Origin of the sequence: Janibacter limosus NBRC 16128 (genome assembly GCF_001570985.1) — a bacterium.
Lineage (GTDB): Bacteria > Actinomycetota > Actinomycetes > Actinomycetales > Dermatophilaceae > Janibacter > Janibacter limosus.
Map to the genome: position 1 here is coordinate 1 of NZ_BCSS01000013.1, position 18,327 is coordinate 18,327.

The window sequence follows — 18,327 nt, forward strand, 5'->3', positions numbered from 1 at the left end:
GGCCGCCGAGGCTGACTGGCGGGACCCTCCCCCGCCGTTAGTCTGTGACGGTGAGTGCTCCCTCCCGGTTCTTCGTCGCCCGCTTGGCGAGCCTCAACGTCTTCGACCCGCTCGGCGACCAGGTGGGCCGGGTCCGCGACGTCGTCGTCACCTTCTCCCCCTCACGACGACCCCGGGTCATCGGACTCGTCGTCGAGGTGCCGGGGCGCCGCCGCGTCTTCGTCCCGATGACCCGAGTGACCTCCGTCGAGGGTGGGCAGGTCATCACGACCGGCCTGGTCAACATGCGCCGCTTCGAGCAGCGCGCCACCGAGACCCTGGTGCTCGCCGAGCTCCTCGAGCGGCCGGTCACGGTGCGCACCGACGACGGGCAGGTCGACGCGACCGTCGAGGACGTCGGCGTCGAGCAGTCCGCCAACCGCAACTGGTCGGTGACCAAGATCTTCGTCCGCGGCGGCCGGCAGTCGCGGATGGGGCTGCTCGTGCGCCGCCGGGGCGAGACCTTCACCGTGCCCGTCGAGGACGTCACCGGCCTGTCGGCATCGGTGAGCGCCGCCGAGCACTCCGCGGTCAAACTGCTCGAGTCCGTCGAGGACCTCAAGGTCGCCGACCTCGCCGAGGTCGTCATCGACCTGGCCCCGGAGCGCCGCGAGGCCGTCATCGCCGCTCTTGACGACGACCGGCTGGCCGACATCATCCAAGAGCTCGGTGACGTCGACCGGGGCGAGATCCTCGGGCTGCTCACCCAGTCGCGCGCCGTGGACGTCCTCGAGGCGATGGACCCCGACGACGCGGCCGACCTGCTCGCGGTCCTACCGCCCGAGCGGGCCGAGACGCTGCTGCAGCTGATGAAGCCCGACGACGCCGAGCCGCTGCGTCGTCTGCTGAGCTATGACGAAAACACCGCCGGCGGTCTGATGACCACCGAGCCGGTCGTGCTCGCGCCCGAGGACACGGTCGCGGAGGCCCTGGCGGTCGTGCGCCGCGAGGAGATCACCGCGGCGCTCGCGGCCACCGTCTATGTCTGCCGTCCACCGCTGGAGACCCCGACCGGCAAGTACCTCGGCATGATCCACATCCAGCGCCTGCTGCGCGAGCCTCCGCACGAGAGCATCGGTCGCTACCTCGACAAGGCGATCGACCCCCTTCGCCCGGAGGCCCCGCTCGGGCACGTGACCCGCACGCTCGCGACCTACAACCTCATCTCGGCACCGGTCGTCGACGACGGGGAGCGACTGCTCGGAGTGGTCACGGTCGACGACGTCCTCGACCACATCCTCCCGGAGGACTGGCGCGAGGAGAGGCACGAGGTGACCGATGACTGAGCGCCGCCAGAGCCGTGTCGACACCCCGCAGGAGGTGCGTCGGCAGCTGATCCGCCGCCCGTCGGCCTTCTCCACCGAGGCCTTCGGGGTCATCTCGGAGAAGTTCGCGCGCTTCATGGGCACGCCCAGGTTCCTCATCTGGATGTCGCTCTTCGTCGTCGTGTGGCTGGCGTGGAACACCTTCGTGCCCGAGTCCGCGCAGTTCGACCCCCGCTCGCTCAACTACACCCTGCTCACGCTCATCCTGTCGCTGCAGGCCTCCTACGCCGCGCCGCTGATCCTGCTGGCGCAGAACCGCCAGGACGACCGCGACCGCGTCGCCCTGGAGCAGGACCGGGTACAGGCCGAGCGGGCCCTGGCCGACACCGAGTACCTCACCCGTGAGGTCGCCGCGCTGCGGATCGCGCTGCGTGACGCCGCCACCCGCGACTTCATCCGCAGCGAGCTGCGCGATCTGCTCGAGGAGATGGAGAGCAAGGGCCTGCAGGTGACCCGTCGCGACGAGGACGAGCCGATCACGGAGCAGTGAGGCCAACCTCTCGTCAACGGGCCCCGAGCCGCGACCTACGATGGACGGATGGCTCCCCATCCCACGATCACCGACGAGCAGCTGCGCGCCGCACTCGAGACGGTCATCGACCCTGAGATCCGTCGTCCCATCACGGAGCTCGGCATGGTCGAGTCCGCCGCCGTCGACGTCAACGGCCTCGCCGCCGTCACCATCCTGCTCACGGTCTCCGGCTGTCCCATGAAGGACACACTGACCAAAGACACCACCCAGGCGATGCTCGGCGTCGAGGGCGTCACCGACGTCAAGGTCACGCTGGGCGTGATGAACGACGAGCAACGCGCCGAGCTCAAGACCCACCTGCGCGGTGGCCAGGCGGAGAAGGAGATCCCCTTCGCCAAGCCGGGGTCCCTCACCCGCGTCTACGCGATCGCCTCGGGCAAGGGCGGCGTCGGCAAGTCCTCGATCACCGCCAACCTCGCCGCGGCGTTGGCACAGGAGGGCCTCAAGGTGGGCGTCGTCGACGCCGACATCTACGGCTTCTCCATCCCGCGCATGCTCGGCGTCACGCACGCTCCGACGCAGGTCGACGACATGATCCTGCCGCCCATCGCGTCCGAGGTGAAGGTCATCTCGATCGGGATGTTCGTCCCGGGCAACCAGCCCGTCGTCTGGCGTGGCCCGATGCTGCACCGCGCGCTGCAGCAGTTCCTCGGTGATGTCTTCTGGGGCGACCTGGACGTCCTCCTGCTCGACCTGCCGCCGGGTACCGGCGACATCGCGATCTCCATCGCGCAGCTGATCCCCAACAGCGAGATCATCATCGTCACCACCCCGCAGCAGGCGGCCGCCGAGGTCGCCGAGCGGGCCGGCTCGATCGCGATGCAGACGCACCAGCGCCTCGTCGGTGTCATCGAGAACATGTCCTGGCTCGAGCTGCCTGATGGATCACGCCAGGAGCTCTTCGGCTCCGGTGGCGGTCAGGCCGTCTCCGAGTCACTGACCCGCACGGTCGGCGCCGACGTGCCGCTGCTCGGCCAGATCCCGCTGGACGTCTCCCTCCGCGAGGGCTCCGACAACGGTGACCCCGCCGTGCTGTCCAACCCCGACGGCGCCGCAGCGGTCGCGCTGCGCGGCATCGCCCGCGGCCTGGCCACCCGCTCGCGCGGTCTCGCCGGTCGCAGCCTGGGGCTGACCCCGACGGGGCGCTGACCTGCTGGGTGCCCGCCACCCGCAGGAGATGAGTCGGGACCGCAGGCTGGCGTCAGCCTCCGGTCCTGACTCATGTCGTGGATCGTGCCGCGACTCAGGTCGCCTCAGGGTCCCAGGGCGTGTCGCTGGGCACGGCGGCCAGAGCGGCAGGCTCCGACGAGGCCGCGGCAGACGAGTCGGTGGCAGCCGGCTTGTCGTCGATGGAGAAGGCATCGTCCAAGGGCTCCAGGAGCGCCTGCTTGACGATGCGACGCGGGTCGTACTGACGTGGGTCGTACTGACGCCAGTCGAGGTCGTCGTACTCCGGCCCCATCTGCTCCTTGAGCTGGACCTTGGCGTCATTGGCCAAGCGCCGAGCCTTGACGACGACCCGGGCCAGCTTGGCCGCGTACTCGGGCAGCTGCTTGGGGCCGAGGATGATGAATGCGAGCAGGATCAGGACGAGGAACTCGGTCCCGTGCACCGGCATCCGTCAGCCTTCCTTCGCTGCTTCGAGCGTCATCGTCAGCTCCTGTTCCTTGCCACCCCTGAGGACCTTCAGGGTGACCTTATCCCCCACGGCCTTCGCCCGGATGCGCGTGATCAGCTGGTCGAGGTCGGTGATCCGACGACCGTCCATCTCGGTGATCAGGTCACCGGGCTCGACACCCGCGTCGTCCGCCGGCCCACCGGGCACGACGGCGTCACCGCTGGGGACATCGGAGTCCTTGAGGACCTTGGCCCCCTCGCCGCTCCAGCGCCGGTCCAGGCTCACTCCGATCATCGGGTGGATCGCCTTGCCGGTGGAGATCAGCTGGTCGACCGTGCGCACCACGACATCGGACGGGATGGCAAAGCCCACACCGATCGAGCCGGATGCCTGACCCTGACCGGGGACCTGTGCGATCGCGGAGTTGACCCCGATGACATCGCCGTCGCCGTTGAGGAGCGGACCGCCGGAGTTGCCCGGGTTGATCGCCGCATCCGTCTGGATGGCAGAGATGAAGGACTCGTCCCCGGCCTCGCCCGCCGTGACCGGCCGCTCGAGAGCAGAGACGATGCCCGCCGTGACGGTGGAGCCCAGACCGAGCGGGGAACCCACCGCGACGACCTCGTCGCCGACGACGACGTCATCGGACGCGCCGATCGACAGGGGCTGCAGCTCATCGGAGTCGACCTTGAGCACCGCGAGGTCGTATGACGAGTCCCGGCCGACGATCTCGGCGTCCAGGCGCGTGCCGTCCGTCATCTCGATGCTCACCTTGCCGCTGTCACCGGCCGCGTCGACCACGTGGTCGTTGGTGACGATGTGGCCGCGGTCGTCGTAGACCCAGCCCGAGCCTGTGCCACCCCCGCCGTTGCTGCGGACCCGCACGGTGACCACGCTCGGCACCGCATCTGCGGCGATGGCTGCGATGGACCCGTCGGGACGCTGCGCGCGGTCGCCATCGCGCTGCACGATCGTCGGGCCGCCGCCGTCGTCACCGACCAGCAGAGCGCCACCCGCCCCGCCGATCCCACCGGCCAGCAGAGCCGCCGCCAACGTCATGGCTCCCGCCCCGACCCAGCCCGGTCCGCGACGACGAGACGAAGGGGGGACCTGCTGCGGGTACGCAGCGCCCACCATCGGGACGCCTGGGTTGGAGGGGCCCGGGTAGGGGGTGCCCTGGTACGGGCCAGGCGTCACGCCGTAGGGCTGTGTCGGCTGCGCAGGGACCCGTGGTGCAGAGGCGGGCTGCGCGGCCGCAGCCGGCTGCTCATAGCTCTCGTAGGGCACATAGGGCCCCGGTGGCACGGGCTGCGTGTGCTCGGCGGGCGGGTCCGAGGGTCGGTGCTCCTCACCCGGGTGCGGAGAGCTCATGCGGTGATTCTGCCTTGTCGCGCAGGTCGCGACGTCACAGGGTGCCGGTCACCGGGCGGGCCATCGGGAAGCCCGAGCCACCACGACGGCGGCTCTCGGTGCGCGTCGAGGGCGCGGGCTGGCGGTGGCTCAGGCTCTCCCGCAGCAGTGCCCGCCCGCGGTGGATGCGCGAGCGCACGGTGCCGAGCTTGATCTCGAGGGCCTCGGCCACCTCTTCGTATGTCAGCCCCTCGATGTCGCACAGGACGACCGCGGCGCGGAACTGCGGCGGCAGGGCGTCCAGTGCCCGCTGGACGTCACCGTCGAGGTGGTGCTCCAGGTACACCTGCTCCGGGCTCGCGGTCCCGCTGTGGAGCAGGGCGGCGAACTCGTCGGTGAGCGCGTCGAAGCGCAGCCGCTGCTTGCGGCGGGCCCGGTCGAGGAAGAGGTTGGTCGTGATGCGGTGCAGCCACCCCTCGAAGGTCCCGGGGGTGTATCCGTCGAGCGATCGGAAGACGCGCACGAAGACATCGTGCGTGAGGTCCTCGGCGTCGTGGACGTTGCCGGTCAGTCGGTAGGCCAGACGGTAGACCCGGGAGCCGTGCTGCTCGACGACCTCCGCCCACGTCGGCTGGACCCAGTCAGGCTGGGCGTCGGTGGTGGTCGCGGTATCGCTGCTCACGGTGTCCATCGTCACCGCCCAACCTGAAGGAAGTCTGTGACGACCGGACCCGGACTAGGGTGGACTCCCATGACCGCCGCCCAGCTCAACAGCCATGCCTACGCCGAGCAGTTCATCCCCGAGGAGGAGGCCGTCGAGGCCGCCCGTCGCACAGGGACCGAGCTCGGAGCGGTGCCGATCGGCACCGGCGGCGGCGCCACCCTTCGCCTCCTCGCAGCGGCTGTCGGGGCCCGGCACGTCATCGAGGTCGGGACCGGCGCCGGGACCTCCGGCCTGTGGCTGCTCGACGGGATGCCCGAGGACGGCGTCCTGACCTCCATCGAGATCGAGCCCGAGCACGCGGTGCGCGCCAAGCGGTCCTTCGCGGCGGCGGGCATCGCCCCGCAACGCACGCGGGTCATCACCGGCCGCGCCCTGGACGTGCTCCCGCGGATGAATGACGCGTCCTACGACCTCGTGCACATCGACGCCGACAAGGAGGGCTACCCCGACTACGTCGAGCACGCCATCCGGCTGCTGCGACCGGGCGGCGTCCTGGCGATGGACAACATGCTCTGGCACGACCGGGTCGCTGACCCCGCCTCACGGGATGCTCGCACGGTCCTGCTGCGCGACCTCGGCAAGCAGCTGCGCGACGACGACCGACTGGTGCCGAGCCTGCTGCCGGTGGGCGACGGGCTCTTCGCCGCGGTCAAGCGGTAGCGGCTCCCGGCCCCGGGCCGCGGCGGAACTGCGCCGGCCCTTCGGCGATCGCCACGACCTCGAAGGGGGTGATCTCCGTCGGCGCGGACCCGATGATCTGGCTGCCGGCCGAGTCGGCGGCCTTGGTCGTGAAGTCCTCGCAGAACTCGTCCCGGTCCTTGGCCGCGTCGAAGACATAGGTCCCCTCGAACCACTGCCCCTCGACCATCCGCCAGGTCTTGAAGGCCAGGCCGTCGAGGAACATGAAGTTGGCCATCGAGGTCCCGACCACGTACTCGCGCAGCCGTGCCGCGACATCGGCAGGTGCGTCGGTCAACGACCAGCGGACGGCAAGTCCATATCCAGCGTTCATTGTTGTGTTCCCCTCGGGCCGGTGAGCCACGTCAGCAGTGTCCGGGCACCGTAACCAGTGGCTCCCCCGTAGGGCAGCCCCGTGTCATCATCCGAACGGCCCCGACCGCCAACGATGTCGGGTCGGGCCGACCCACGGCACGCGAGAGCCCCCGGCCGCATGGCGTCCGGGGGCTCCTCGACGGGGACTACTTCTTTTGCAGGCCCTCGCAGTTGTCGATGGCCTCACCAAGGGCGAGGACCTCGTCCGGCTTCATCTCCACGACGAGCCGGCCACCACCCTCGAGCGGCATGCGCAGGACGATGCCCCGGCCCTCCTTGACGACCTCGAGCGGACCATCCCCCGTGCGTGGCTTCATTGCCGCCATGTGCGTTCCCTTCGATACAAAACCGACCGGTGCCTCACCGACCGGCGGCGCATTTGCGCCGACGCTTGAGCTCATTATCCACCCCTGCGACGCCGTCGGCCTAATCAGGTCATGGCGGGGTGACATGCCACGGCACGTAGGGCAGCAAGCCACTCGACCAGGCGATGACGCCGAGGACCAGCACGACGACGACCACCACGGCCCGGCGCCGCCAGTGGCGCACGACCCGACCCCCTGTGGACGTGCGCATCGTGACCGACGCCAGCAGCGCCATCAGCGGGAAGTCGAGCAGCAGGAAGCGCCACATGCTGGTGATCGGACGCACCACCGCGAAGAGGTAGAGCGGGTAGACCAAGGCCCACATGCGCACCTCGAGCGGGATCCACGCCCCGTGACGCCCGATGACGAGCGCCAGGTAGGTCGCGACGAGGGCCACCATGACGATGACGGCAAGCAACCCTCGCTGGTCCCACGCCCAGCTGAACCACAGCACGAAGGGCCCCTGGTCGGGGCGCTGCCCCCACGCGGCCTGCACCTGGAAGAAGGCATCCGGCAGGCCCGACAGGTAGCCCACCGTCACCGGCCACGCCACCCCCGAGATGCCCGTCGCCAGACACATGATGATGATCCGGGTGCGATCGTGCGCGAAGGGGGCGGTGCCGCTCGCCCGTTCCTCCCGCCAGCGCAGCCACAGGTGGGCCAGCACCGCCAGCCCGAGCGGGGCCGCCACCCCCCGCGTGAAGCCTAGGAGGATCGCGATGACCGCGACGCCCAGGTACTTGCCGCGCATGAGCAGCAGGAGTGCCCCGGCGATGAGGGCCGCGGCGAGCGCCTCGGTGTAGGGCAGGAGCATCACCCCGGTCGCCGGGTAGAAGCACCACAGCGCCGCGGCGACGAAGGCCAGCCGCTCACGTGCGGGCTGACTGGCCGCGTGGCCCGGGAAGCTCAGGACCTTCCACACCAGGAGGGTGGCCGCGGCCCCGAGCGCGAGGTTGAGCAGGATCGCTGACGCGGTGAAGCCCAGCCCCGTGACCATGAGCAGGCGAACCAGACCGGGGAAGAGCGGGAAGAATGCCCACGCGCTGTAGGTGATCTGCCCGGTCTCCGGGTCGGCCGGCAGCGGGATGGGATATCCCTCGGTGACGATGCGGTGGTACCACTCGGTGTCCCACAGCCGAAACATGTCCGGCAGGCCGGGGTCGAGGTGCCCGACGCCCGCCGGTGACTGGTAGTAGTGCGCTGCGATCCAGATGCCGAGCAGCGCGACCAGACGGCTGACCGCGTAGATGGCGAGCAGCGAGCGCACGGGACGCGCGAGGACAGCCCGGCCCAGCTCGGACCTGCCCGAAGAGGTGCGCCACCGAGCAGGGCGGGGGGTCCTCCCTTCGCCCTCGGTGGTCGGGTCAGCCGAGGTGGGCGCCGTCATCACGTCGCTCGCCGGAGCCGCTCGCGCGGTCCTCGAGCTCGGCCACCCGCTGCTGGAGCCGGTCGAGCACATCGTCGACCTGGTCCATGCGGTAGCCGCGCAGTGCGGTGTCGAAGCGCACCATGTCGATGTCGGCGGCGCGCCAACCGCTGTCCGGCAGTCCGTGGTGGGGCGCCGTGCCGACGGCCTGGGCCATCGGGTCGGGACTCAGCCGACCGGTGAGCACCGCCGCGAAGACGACGATGACGAGGACGGCGACGAGGGTGAAGAGGATCCAGACCATGGCCTACTCCGGATGCTTCGAGGTCTCGGGACGAACCCGCGCCGACTCACGCTTGACGTACTCGACGGCGTCGACGAGGTCATCGGTGACGTAGAGCCGGTCGATGTCGTCGGCGCTGATCATGCCGCCCTCGAGGACGGAGTCGCGCAACCAGTCGACGAGGCCGCCCCAGTACTGCGTGCCGATGAGGACGATGGGGAAGCCGGTCACCTTGCCCGTCTGGGCGAGCGTCACGGCCTCGAAGACCTCGTCGAGGGTGCCGAAGCCGCCGGGGAGGACGACGAAACCTTCGCTGTACTTGACGAACATCGTCTTGCGGGCGAAGAAGTAGCGGAAGTTGATGCCGAGATCGCAGTAGGGGTTCAGACCCGCCTCGAAGGGCAGCTCGATCCCGAGACCGACGCTCGTGCCGCCGGCCTCACGGGCACCGCGGTTGGCGGCCTCCATCGCGCCGGGACCTCCCCCGGTGATGACGGCGTAGCCCGCTTCGGCGACGAGTCGACCCAGCTCGATCCCGTCCGCGTACCGCGGGGAGTCGACGGGGGTGCGGGCGCTGCCGAAGATGCTGACGGCCGGCCCGAGCTCGGCGAGCGCGCCGAAGCCTTCGACGAACTCGGCCTGGATGCGCAGCACCCGCCACGGGTCGGTGTGCAGCCAGTCGGCGTGGCCCTTGTCGTCGAGCAGACGCTGGTCGGTCGTCGACTTGGGCACCTGGCGGCCACGCATGAGCACGGGGCCCTTGTGGTACCAGCGGTCTGATGTGTTCCCCTGATCCGTCACGGTCGCGACCCTACGCGAGCCAGCGCAGCACGGCCTGCTCCGCCGTGACGATCTGATCGACCGGACACCGCTCCTCGTCGTGGTGCGCGAGGTTGGGGTCGCCGGGGCCGAAGTTGACGGCGGGGATGCCCTGCGCGGAGAAGCGAGCGACATCGGTCCACCCCTCCTTGGGTCCGACGGGGACGTCGAGCGCGGTGACGAAGGCCTGCGCCGCCGGCAGGTCCAGACCGGGTCGGGCGCCTTCGGCCATGTCGCGCACGTGCAGCTCGCGGCCGGGCAGGACGGACTGCACGTACGCCAGCGCCGCCTCGGCGTCCTTGTCCGGGGCGAAGCGGTAGTTGATCAGCACGGTGCAGGAGTCGGGGATGACATTGCCCGCGATGCCGCCGGTGATCCCGACGGCCTGGAGCGCCTCGTGGTAGTCCAGACCGTCGACGTGGACGGTCGCCTCCTCGTGGGCGGCGAGCGCGGCGAGGACCTCGTGGGCGTCGTGGATGGCGTTGTGGCCGTTCCACGGGCGGGCGGAGTGCGCGGCGATGCCCTTGAGGCGCACCTCGACCCGCATCGTGCCCTTGCACCCGCCCTCGACCTCGGAGTTGGTGGGCTCGAGGAGGACGGCGAAGTCAGCCTCGAGCAGGTCGGGGTCGGACTCGGCGAGCAGCTGCAGCCCGTTGTAGACCGCGTCGACCTCCTCGGCCTCGTAGAAGAGGAAGGTGACATCGCGGCTCGGCTCCTCGATGAGGGCGGCCTTGAGCTGGACGGCGACGCCCCCCTTCATGTCCACCGTGCCGCGACCCCACAGGACGTCGACGCCACCGACCTGCTCGCGGCGGACGGGCAGGTTCGCCGGCTCGCTGGTGAGCGGCACGGTGTCGATGTGGCCGGCCAGCACGACGCGCTCATCGCGTCCCAGGTGGGTGCGGGCGATGACCGTGTGGCCCCGGCGGATCACCTCGAGATGACGAAGGGGGGTCAGCGCGGCCTCGATGGCATCGGCGATCGCCGCCTCGTCATGGCTGACCGACTCGATGTCGCACAGCTGCTGGGTGAGGGTCACGACGTCTGCGGTGAGGTCCAGGCTCGGCATCCCGCCACCTTAGGGCGTCGACCACGGCTGGAGCTCACCGCTCCTCGTGCGCGACGCCGCCGGACGCCGAGTGGACCTGGCGGCGTCCCGCGGGCTGAGCCCACGGCACAGGGATGCGAGCGACCGTCGCCCGGTTTCGTAGGATCGGACCCATGACGACGACGCGCGCTGCCTGGGGCCATGGAGTGGCCACCGTGACGACAGATGGATCGGTCCTGGACACCTGGTACCCCGAGCCGATCCTGGGTGAGGCCCCCGAGGCCACCCAAGTGCCCGAGGAGCTCCTCGCCCTCGCCGGTGAGGACGAGGCCCGCCGCGTGCGCACCGAGGTCATCACCGTCGCCATCGACCTCGACGCAGCCCCCGATGGCGCGTCCGACGCCTACCTGCGTCTGCACCTGCTCTCCCACCGGCTCGTCCAGCCCAACTCGATCAACCTCGACGGCCTCTTCGGTCAGCTGACCAATGTCGTGTGGACCAACCACGGCCCGTGCGCGGTCGAGGGCTTCGAGACCACCCGCGCCCGGCTGCGGGCACGCGGCCCGGTCCAGGTGACGAGCATCGACAAGTTCCCCCGCCTCACCGACTACGTCACCCCCTCGGGCGTGCGCATCGGTGACGCCGACCGGGTCCGCCTGGGCGCCCACCTCGCCGCCGGCACCACCGTCATGCACGAGGGCTTCGTCAACTTCAACGCCGGGACCCTGGGCACCTCCATGGTCGAGGGCCGGATCAGTCAGGGCGTCGTCGTCGGCGACGGCTCCGACATCGGTGGCGGCGCCTCGACCATGGGTACCCTCTCCGGTGGCGGCACCGAGCGGGTCTCGATCGGCGAGCGCTGCCTCGTGGGCGCCGAGGCCGGCGTCGGCATCGCGCTCGGCGACGACTGCGTCGTGGAGGCTGGGCTCTACGTCACCGCAGGGACCAAGGTCACCCTGCCCGACGGGGCCGTGGTCAAGGCCGCAGAGCTCTCCGGCCGGAGCGGCCTGCTCTTCGTCCGCAACTCCGTCACCGGCACCGTCGAGGCCCGCGACCGCACCGGTCACGGCATCTCGCTCAACGACGCACTGCACGCCAACGACTAGCCATGCCCCGACGCGAGCACCCACCACTGGTCGAGGAGCGTGGCCCACGGTGGCCCACGCTGGTCGCGATCCTGTGCGTGCTCGCGCTCTTCGTCGGCGTGGGCATCTGGTACGCCCGTGACCGCATCGGCCTCTTCCTCGGGGAGGAGTGTCGGGCGACCGCGCTGGACGAGAGCGTGAGCTTCCGCCCCGACCAGATGCACCACGCGAGCACGATCGTGCTCATCGCCGTCAAACGCGGCATGCCGGCACGCGCAGGCAGCATCGGGATCGCCACCGCGATCCAGGAGTCCAAGCTGCGCAACCTCTCCTACGGTGATCGGGACTCGCTCGGACTCTTCCAGCAGCGACCGAGCCAGGGGTGGGGCACGCCGGAGCAGCTGCAGGACCCGGTGTACGCCACCAACGCCTTCTACGACGCCCTGGTCAAGGTCGACGGGTGGCAGGACATGGTGATCACCGAGATCGCGCAGGAGGTCCAGCGCAGCGGCTATCCCGAGGCCTACGCCGACCACGAGCAGGAGGGCCGGATCATCGCGTCCGCGATGAGCGGCCACTCACCCGAAGGCTTCGCCTGCCGCCTCGACGACCCCACCGCCGCCGGCCGACCGGACACCTTTGTCGCGGCCCTCTCGCAGGAGACCGGGCAGGTCGGTACCGCCGAGGGCCAGGTCATCCGGGTGGCTGCCCCCGACGCGCGCCACGGCTGGGCCGTCGGCTCCTGGGCGGTCGGCCAGGCCAAGGCCCGCAATGTCGTCTCCGTGCAGGTCGGTGGCCGGCAGTGGTCGCGAGGGGCCGGCGACAACGCCATGCAGTGGTCCGACGCGGACGCGCCCGTCCCCGCAGGCCAGGTCGTCATCACCCTCCACACGGGCTGAGCGCCCTCCCCTTCGTCGGGGACGCAGCGACCCCCTCCGCCCGGACGGACGAAGGGGGTCGCTGTCAGCGCTGTGGGTCAGCGGTTGTCGATGCCCACGTAGTCGCGCTCGGTGGGGCCGGTGTAGATCTGGCGCGGACGCCCGATCTTGGTGTCGGGGTCCTCGATCATCTCGCGCCACTGGGCGATCCAGCCCTGGAGGCGACCGATGGCGAAGAGTGCGGTGAACATCTTGGGCTGGAAGCCCATGGCCGTGTAGATCAGGCCGGTGTAGAAGTCCACGTTGGGGTAGAGCTTGCGCTCGACGAAGTAGTCATCGGCCAGCGCGATCTCCTCGAGCTTCATCGCGATCTCGAGCTGCTCGTCGCCACCCATCTTTTCGAGGATGGTGTGCGCCGTGTCCTTGACGATGGCCGCGCGCGGGTCGTAGCTCTTGTAGACGCGGTGCCCGAAGCCCATGAGCCGGACGCCGTCCTCCTTGTTCTTGACCCGCTTCATGAAGGTCTCGGCGCCGTCGTCGGAGGCCTGGATCTTGTCGAGCATCTCCAGGACGGCCTGGTTGGCACCACCGTGCAGCGGGCCGGACAGGGCGTGGATGCCGGCGGAGACGGAGTTGAACATGTTGGCGTGCGCCGACCCGACGAGACGCACCGTCGAGGTGGAGCAGTTCTGCTCGTGGTCCGCGTGCAGGATGAACAGCTGGTCGAGGGCCGCGACGATCTCGGGGTCGAGGTCGTAGGGCTCCGCGGGGAAACCGAAGGTCATCCGCAGGAAGTTCTCGGTCAGGCTCAACGAGTTGTCCGGGTACAGGAAGGGCTGGCCGACGCTCTTCTTGTGCGCGTACGCAGCGATGGTCGGCAGCTTCGCCAGGAGGCGGATGGTCGAGATCTCGACCTGCTCCGGGTCGAAGGGGTCGAGGCTGTCCTGGTAGAAGGTGCCCAGCGCCGAGACGGCGGAGGAGAGCACCGGCATCGGGTGCGCATCGCGCGGGAAGCCGTTGAAGAAGGCCTTGAGGTCCTCGTGGAGCATCGTGTGCCGGGAGATGCGCTCCTCGAAGCCACCGAGCTGATCGGCCGTGGGGAGCTCGCCGTAGATGAGCAGGTAGGCGACCTCGACAAAGGTCGACTTGCCCGCCAGCTGCTCGATCGGGTACCCGCGGTAGCGCAGGATGCCGGCGTCGCCGTCGATGTAGGTGATGTCGCTCTTGCAGGAGGCCGTGTTGACGAAGCCCACGTCGAGCGTCGTGTTGCCGGTCTCCTTCATCAGCGAGGAGATGTCATATCCGTCGTTGCCCTCGTTGGCCGTCACGAGAGGGAAGGTCAGGTCTTTGCCTGCGGCGGAGAAGGTGGCATCAGCTGTCATGAATATCTGCCCTTCGATCGTTCCGTGTCACTGGGACGGTGGCCCCGGGCACGTGGTTTCACCCCCGAAACTACCTCAACGGTGGCCTGCGTCACGACGTGGGGTGCATCCAGTGGAACGTGGCAGGAGGGTCAGCGGGCCAGTCGCGCGGCCGCTGCGGCGATGCGCTCGTCGCTGGCCGACAGCGCCACCCGCACATGCTCCGCACCCGGAGCGCCGTAGAAGTCGCCCGGTGCGACGAGGATGCCGAGGTCAGCGAGCCGATCGACGGTCACCCGGCACGGCTCACCAGCGGTCGCCCACAGGTACAGACCGGCGGCGGAGTCGTCGATCCGCATGCCGAAGCCCTCGAGCGCAGGCCGCAGCACCTCACGCCGAACCCGATAGCGCTCACGCTGAGCGGCGACGTGCTCGTCGTCGCGCACGGCCGCGAGCAGGGCCCGCTGCACGGGCCAGGGCACGATCATCCCGGCGTGCTTGCGCACCTCGAGCAGCCTGCCCACCAGTGCTGGGTCACCGGCGACGAAGGCTGCCCGGTAGCCGGCGAGGCTGGACTGCTTGGAGGTCGAGTAGACCGCGAGCAGACCCTCGGTGGACCCGCCGGTGACTCGCGGGTCGAGGATCGACGGGGTCGTCGGCAGCTCGGCATAGGACTGCCCGCGCTCCTCCTCGGAGCGCCAGTCCAGCTCGGCGTAGCACTCGTCGGAGGCGACGATGACACCGCGCGCTCGGGCCCACGCCACGACCTTGGTCAGGTGCTCGACACCCAGGACCTTGCCCGTCGGGTTGCTCGGGGTGTTGAGCCACAGCAGCTTGGGAGCGCTCGAGGGGGTCGTCGGACCGAAGGCCGTCGTGGCGTCCGCGGCGAAGGGGGTCGCCCCCGCGATCCGCGCGCCCACGTCATAGGTCGGGTAGGCGACCCGGGGGAACCCGACGACGTCGCCCGCGCCCAGACCGAGCAGGGTCGGCAGCCACGCGACGAGCTCCTTGGAGCCGATCGTCGGCATGACGCCGTCAGGGTCCAGGCCCGGCGCACCACGACGGCGAGCGAACCAGTCGACGATGCCCTCGCGCAGGTCCGGCGTCCCCCAGGTCTGGGGGTAGCCGGGAGCGTCAGAGGCCTCGCGCAGCGCCTCCTGGACGACCGCGGGCGTGGCATCGACGGGGGTGCCGACCGACAGGTCGACGATCCCCTCCCCCTGCGCCTCGTCGGCAGACGACTCTCCTGACGAGGAAAAGGCTTTCGCCCGCTCCTTGGCAGGAGCGAGCGAGTCCCATGGAAAGTCAGGTAAAGACGTCACGAATCGTCACGCTGCGTCATTCAGAGTGCTCCTGCGGAGGCAGAGCGGCCACGATCGGGTGGTCCTTGTCGATCATGCCCATCTTGGCGGCGCCGCCGGGGCTGCCGAGGTCGTCGAAGAACTCGACATTGGCCTTGTAGAAGTCGGCCCACTCCTCAGGAGTGTCGTCCTCGTAGTAGATGGCCTCGACGGGGCACACCGGCTCGCAGGCGCCGCAGTCGACGCACTCGTCGGGGTGGATGTAGAGACTGCGCTTGCCCTCGTAGATGCAGTCGACGGGGCACTCCTCGATGCAGGCCTTGTCCTTGAGGTCAACACACGGCTGCGCAATCACGTACGTCATGACGCACATACTATGACGCTCCATGAGCGATCTGATGGTGGGTCTCACCACAGGGACACGAGTGGCGGTCCGCACGCGGATCGACCCCGCGCCGATGCACGGCCCGACCCTGACCGACACGGTCGGCGAGCTCCTCGCCGTCGACGAGGATCGGGTGCGCATCGGCACCCGCACCGGGGAGGTGACGCTGCGCCGCGACCTCGTCGTCGCAGCCCGGGCCATCCCGCCGAAGCCGACTCGTCGGGGCGCACCCCACCGGGCGATCGCCATCGAGGACCTCCACCTCGTCATGACCAGGGGCCAGCCCGGCCTCGAGGAGTCATGGCTGGGGACGAAGGGAGCCGGCTGGCTCCTGCGCGCCGGCGCCGGCTGGACCGGTCGGTCCAACTCCGTTGCCCCCGTGGGCGATCCGGGACTGCCCCTGTCGGAGGCCGTCGACGCGGTCGAGTCCTGGTACCGCGAGCGCGAGCTCGTGCCGCTGGTCATGCTCCCCCGGCCCGTGGGTGCCGCCACGACCGACGACCCGCTCGGCGCGCTCCTGCTGCACCGCGGCTGGATCGAGGGCAACCCCGCTGACGTGCTCACCGGCCGGACCGAGACGCTGTTGCAGGGCGCCGGCCCCTCCCCCGCCGGGTTCTCGCTCCATGTGAGCGATGCCCCTGACGAGGACTGGCTGGCCGGCGGCTCGCCACGGCTCCTGGACCACCTCGACACGGCTCGCCGGATCCTCGCCCTGCCCGCGCGCCAGCTCTTCCTCACCGCTCGAGGCGAAGGGGGCGCGGTCGCCGGCATCGTGCGGGTGGCGTTGAACGACGGCTGGGCCGGCCTCTTCGGCCTGCACGTCGACCCGACGCACCGCGGCCGGGGTCTGGGTCGTTGGCTGACCATCGAGGCCCTCCGCGCGGCCGCCGACGCCGGCGCCTCACTCACCTACCTCCAGGTCGAGCCGGGCAACGAGCCCGCTCAGCGCCTCTACCGAGGCCTGGGCCTGACGACGCACCACGACTACGTCTACCTGGCCCACCGCTGAGTCGGGCCGCGCCAGCCCGACGTCAGCAGCATCACGGGTTGGTGCAGGTGACGCTGTCCTGGGGGATGTAGCGGGTGGTGAAGGTCGAGGACTTCACCGTCTTGCCGTCCTTGACGAAGGTCCGGGTGATGTCGACGGAGAATCCCGGCGCGGGTGACTGCGGGACGCAGCCCTTCGTGTCGTCGGTGATCTTCTTCGGCGACGTGATGTTCTTGCGGGCGCTCTTGCCGGCCTTGACCTCGTCGTAGGCCTTGCGGCCGTGGAAGGTCACCGTGACCTCGTCGCCGTTGACCTCCGAGGTGATGAGGATCCCCGCGCCCGTGTCGTTGGTGAAGCGGTTGTCGACATTGGGCCAGGAGATCGTCGCCTCACGGCCCTCCGGGTAGCGCGAGATGTAGAAGGAGTGCGGGTGGAACTCCTCGATCTTCGCTCCCGAGAAGAAGACCGCGTTGAAGACCGTCGTCGACAGCTGCGAGATCCCGCCGCCGTAGTCGTTGGTCAACCGACCGCCCATGATGACGCCTGCCTTGCCGTAGCCCGCGGCGGCGGTGCGCTGACCGAGGACCGCGTTGAGGGAAAAGGTGTCTCCCGGAGCGACATAGGTGCCGTTGAGCGTGCGCGCGGCGAGGCGGATGTTGTCGGCACGGACACCGGTGGTGCTCGGGAGGTAGGTGGTGAAGGTGGAGATCTGCTCCTTGGGGATGGTCTTCTTCGCCTGTGCGGTGGTCAGCTGCGGCTGCGACTCCTTGGAGTCGACGGCGATGGTGCGCTGGTCACCCGTTTTCTTCATCGCTGCGACGACCTTTGCCCCGATGCCCTCCTCGGAGAGTGCCAGGCCCGTGCTCGAGGGCGTGACGTCGAAGCTCGACCCGCGGCGCACGACGGTCGCGTCCTTGGCCTCCCGGAACTTGCCCGACGCCTTGCCGGCGTCGATCGCCGCCTGCCCGACCTTCTTCTCGTCCACGGTCGCGGAGAGCTTGCCGTCGGTGTCCTTGATCGACACGGCCGCGGCCAGCTGCTCGGTCGGCACGACGAAGGCGATGTCCTTGGCCGCGCCCTCGCCTGCGGGGTCGGTGGACGTCACCGTGACGGGGCCGGAGACGAGTGGCTCGAGGTCATCCTTGGCAAAGCGGTCGATCTCGGCCTGGCTGAGCTTGGGTGCGGGCTCGCTCGTCGGCGCGTCGAAGGAACGATCCTGCGGCCACGCCGAGGCGATCGAGGTCGTCACGGCGTCACGGTCGACGGTCAGGCCCGGCGTCGATGCGGTCTTCTTGACGGTGGTGCCCGTGAGCGTCACCTCGCCCTCGACCGGCTTCTTGTCCAGCGGCTTGGTCTTGCTCTCGACAGCCTTGGCGAGCGCGTCCTCGTCGACGGCGACGTCGATCTCTCGCTCGACACCCCCGCGCGCGTGGTTCCACAGGTCCGCCGGGTTGAGGCTGAAACCGGTGAGGCCCTCGACGGAGCTCGCGTAGTCATAGGACAGGCCCGAGTCCGCAGGGTCCAGCTCGACCTTGGTGCCGTCGACGGTCACCACCACCGGGCGAGCCTCCTCCTCGGACAGCCGGTCCTCGAGGGTCTGGCGCGCCTCCGCCGGGGTCTGGCCGCCGATGGCGACACCCCCGATGCGCGTCTCTGCGGGCACCCGGTCGGCGAAGTACAGCGCCGCGGCCGCGTAGAGGCCCCCCAGCACGAGGATGACGAAGGCCACGGCCAGGAAGGTGCGTCCCCGCCGCGGGGAGTCGATGACGTCCTCGCCATCGGTCCATCGCTCGTCCTTGGTCATCAG

General features: G+C 69.9%; 20 protein-coding genes. 7 read left to right on the forward strand and 13 right to left on the reverse strand.

The window, feature by feature from the left end; translation table 11 throughout:
- Positions 1 to 50 precede the first annotated feature (50 nt).
- The 3 genes from JLI01S_RS06520 to JLI01S_RS06530 are packed head-to-tail and all read left to right on the forward strand — an operon-like array spanning position 51 to position 3,045.
- Positions 51 to 1,325, forward strand: coding sequence for a magnesium transporter MgtE N-terminal domain-containing protein (locus JLI01S_RS06520; protein WP_068262046.1), 1,275 nt, complete (start codon positions 51 to 53; stop codon positions 1,323 to 1,325).
- Positions 1,318 to 1,854 (forward strand): DUF1003 domain-containing protein, encoded by a 537-nt coding sequence (locus JLI01S_RS06525; RefSeq protein WP_068261840.1) that lies wholly within the window; start codon positions 1,318 to 1,320, stop codon positions 1,852 to 1,854. Before JLI01S_RS06520 ends, JLI01S_RS06525 begins: the two co-directional genes overlap by 8 nt.
- A 48-nt stretch (positions 1,855 to 1,902) precedes the next feature.
- Positions 1,903 to 3,045: an Mrp/NBP35 family ATP-binding protein gene (locus JLI01S_RS06530; RefSeq protein ID WP_068261842.1), complete on the forward strand. Its 1,143-nt coding sequence runs from the start codon at positions 1,903 to 1,905 to the stop codon at positions 3,043 to 3,045.
- A 94-nt stretch (positions 3,046 to 3,139) separates the two neighbouring features.
- Here JLI01S_RS06530 and JLI01S_RS06535 read toward each other — a convergent pair whose 3' ends face one another.
- From JLI01S_RS06535 to sigE, 3 genes are read right to left on the reverse strand one after another with little or no spacing between them, the layout of a single operon-like run.
- Complete coding sequence (locus JLI01S_RS06535) at positions 3,140 to 3,514, reverse strand: twin-arginine translocase TatA/TatE family subunit (protein WP_068261844.1); 375 nt, start codon at positions 3,512 to 3,514, stop codon at positions 3,140 to 3,142.
- A gap of 3 nt (positions 3,515 to 3,517) precedes the next feature.
- On the reverse strand, positions 3,518 to 4,885 hold the full coding sequence (locus tag JLI01S_RS06540; RefSeq protein WP_068261845.1) for a S1C family serine protease: 1,368 nt from the start codon (positions 4,883 to 4,885) through the stop codon (positions 3,518 to 3,520).
- Between the two features lie 34 nt (positions 4,886 to 4,919).
- Positions 4,920 to 5,555, reverse strand: a complete 636-nt coding sequence (gene sigE / locus JLI01S_RS06545) for an RNA polymerase sigma factor SigE (protein WP_068262050.1) — start codon at positions 5,553 to 5,555, stop codon at positions 4,920 to 4,922.
- A gap of 60 nt (positions 5,556 to 5,615) precedes the next feature.
- Here sigE and JLI01S_RS06550 point away from each other — a divergent pair, with 60 nt between their 5' ends.
- Positions 5,616 to 6,248 carry an O-methyltransferase gene (locus JLI01S_RS06550; protein WP_068261847.1) on the forward strand — a complete coding sequence of 211 codons (633 nt, stop codon included), beginning with the start codon at positions 5,616 to 5,618 and terminating at the stop codon, positions 6,246 to 6,248.
- On the opposite strand, the gene JLI01S_RS06555 is transcribed toward JLI01S_RS06550, so the two are convergent.
- The 6 genes from JLI01S_RS06555 to dapE form a co-directional block, all read right to left on the reverse strand.
- The gene (locus tag JLI01S_RS06555; protein ID WP_068261853.1) at positions 6,238 to 6,600 is read right to left on the reverse strand and encodes a hypothetical protein; all 363 of its coding nucleotides are present in this window, start codon (positions 6,598 to 6,600) and stop codon (positions 6,238 to 6,240) included. The genes JLI01S_RS06550 and JLI01S_RS06555 overlap by 11 nt on opposite strands.
- Before the next feature lie 187 nt (positions 6,601 to 6,787).
- Positions 6,788 to 6,967: a DUF3117 domain-containing protein gene (locus tag JLI01S_RS06560; protein ID WP_068261856.1), complete on the reverse strand. Its 180-nt coding sequence runs from the start codon at positions 6,965 to 6,967 to the stop codon at positions 6,788 to 6,790.
- 109 nt (positions 6,968 to 7,076) lie between these two features.
- Entirely contained in the window at positions 7,077 to 8,393 is a 1,317-nt protein-coding gene (locus JLI01S_RS06565; RefSeq protein ID WP_068261859.1) for a hypothetical protein, read from the reverse strand.
- On the reverse strand, positions 8,371 to 8,676 hold the full coding sequence (locus JLI01S_RS06570) for a DivIVA domain-containing protein (RefSeq protein ID WP_068261863.1): 306 nt from the start codon (positions 8,674 to 8,676) through the stop codon (positions 8,371 to 8,373). The genes JLI01S_RS06565 and JLI01S_RS06570 overlap by 23 nt, the downstream gene beginning before the upstream one ends.
- A gap of 3 nt (positions 8,677 to 8,679) precedes the next feature.
- Entirely contained in the window at positions 8,680 to 9,456 is a 777-nt protein-coding gene (locus JLI01S_RS06575; RefSeq protein ID WP_068261867.1) for an LOG family protein, read from the reverse strand.
- 10 nt (positions 9,457 to 9,466) lie between these two features.
- Entirely contained in the window at positions 9,467 to 10,543 is a 1,077-nt protein-coding gene (gene dapE, locus JLI01S_RS06580) for a succinyl-diaminopimelate desuccinylase (protein WP_068261870.1), read from the reverse strand.
- A 152-nt stretch (positions 10,544 to 10,695) separates the two neighbouring features.
- Between dapE and dapD the strand changes: the two genes are divergently transcribed.
- Both dapD and JLI01S_RS06590 read left to right on the forward strand, forming a co-directional pair.
- Positions 10,696 to 11,628, forward strand: coding sequence for a 2,3,4,5-tetrahydropyridine-2,6-dicarboxylate N-succinyltransferase (gene dapD / locus JLI01S_RS06585; protein ID WP_068261873.1), 933 nt, complete (start codon positions 10,696 to 10,698; stop codon positions 11,626 to 11,628).
- A 2-nt stretch (positions 11,629 to 11,630) separates the two neighbouring features.
- Positions 11,631 to 12,506 (forward strand): hypothetical protein, encoded by an 876-nt coding sequence (locus JLI01S_RS06590; RefSeq protein WP_084349246.1) that lies wholly within the window; start codon positions 11,631 to 11,633, stop codon positions 12,504 to 12,506.
- Positions 12,507 to 12,583: 77 nt separating this feature from the next.
- On the opposite strand, the gene JLI01S_RS06595 is transcribed toward JLI01S_RS06590, so the two are convergent.
- From JLI01S_RS06595 to fdxA, 3 genes are all read right to left on the reverse strand, one after another.
- Positions 12,584 to 13,867 (reverse strand): citrate synthase, encoded by a 1,284-nt coding sequence (locus JLI01S_RS06595; protein WP_068261876.1) that lies wholly within the window; start codon positions 13,865 to 13,867, stop codon positions 12,584 to 12,586.
- 131 nt (positions 13,868 to 13,998) lie between these two features.
- Positions 13,999 to 15,168, reverse strand: coding sequence for a succinyldiaminopimelate transaminase (dapC, locus tag JLI01S_RS06600; protein WP_068261878.1), 1,170 nt, complete (start codon positions 15,166 to 15,168; stop codon positions 13,999 to 14,001).
- A gap of 16 nt (positions 15,169 to 15,184) precedes the next feature.
- Positions 15,185 to 15,511 (reverse strand): ferredoxin, encoded by a 327-nt coding sequence (fdxA, locus tag JLI01S_RS06605; protein ID WP_068262057.1) that lies wholly within the window; start codon positions 15,509 to 15,511, stop codon positions 15,185 to 15,187.
- A gap of 22 nt (positions 15,512 to 15,533) precedes the next feature.
- Between fdxA and JLI01S_RS06610 the strand changes: the two genes are divergently transcribed.
- Positions 15,534 to 16,541 (forward strand): GNAT family N-acetyltransferase, encoded by a 1,008-nt coding sequence (locus tag JLI01S_RS06610; RefSeq protein ID WP_157074849.1) that lies wholly within the window; start codon positions 15,534 to 15,536, stop codon positions 16,539 to 16,541.
- Between the two features lie 31 nt (positions 16,542 to 16,572).
- Here JLI01S_RS06610 and JLI01S_RS06615 read toward each other — a convergent pair whose 3' ends face one another.
- Entirely contained in the window at positions 16,573 to 18,324 is a 1,752-nt protein-coding gene (locus JLI01S_RS06615; protein WP_068261885.1) for a VanW family protein, read from the reverse strand.
- Positions 18,325 to 18,327 lie beyond the last annotated feature (3 nt).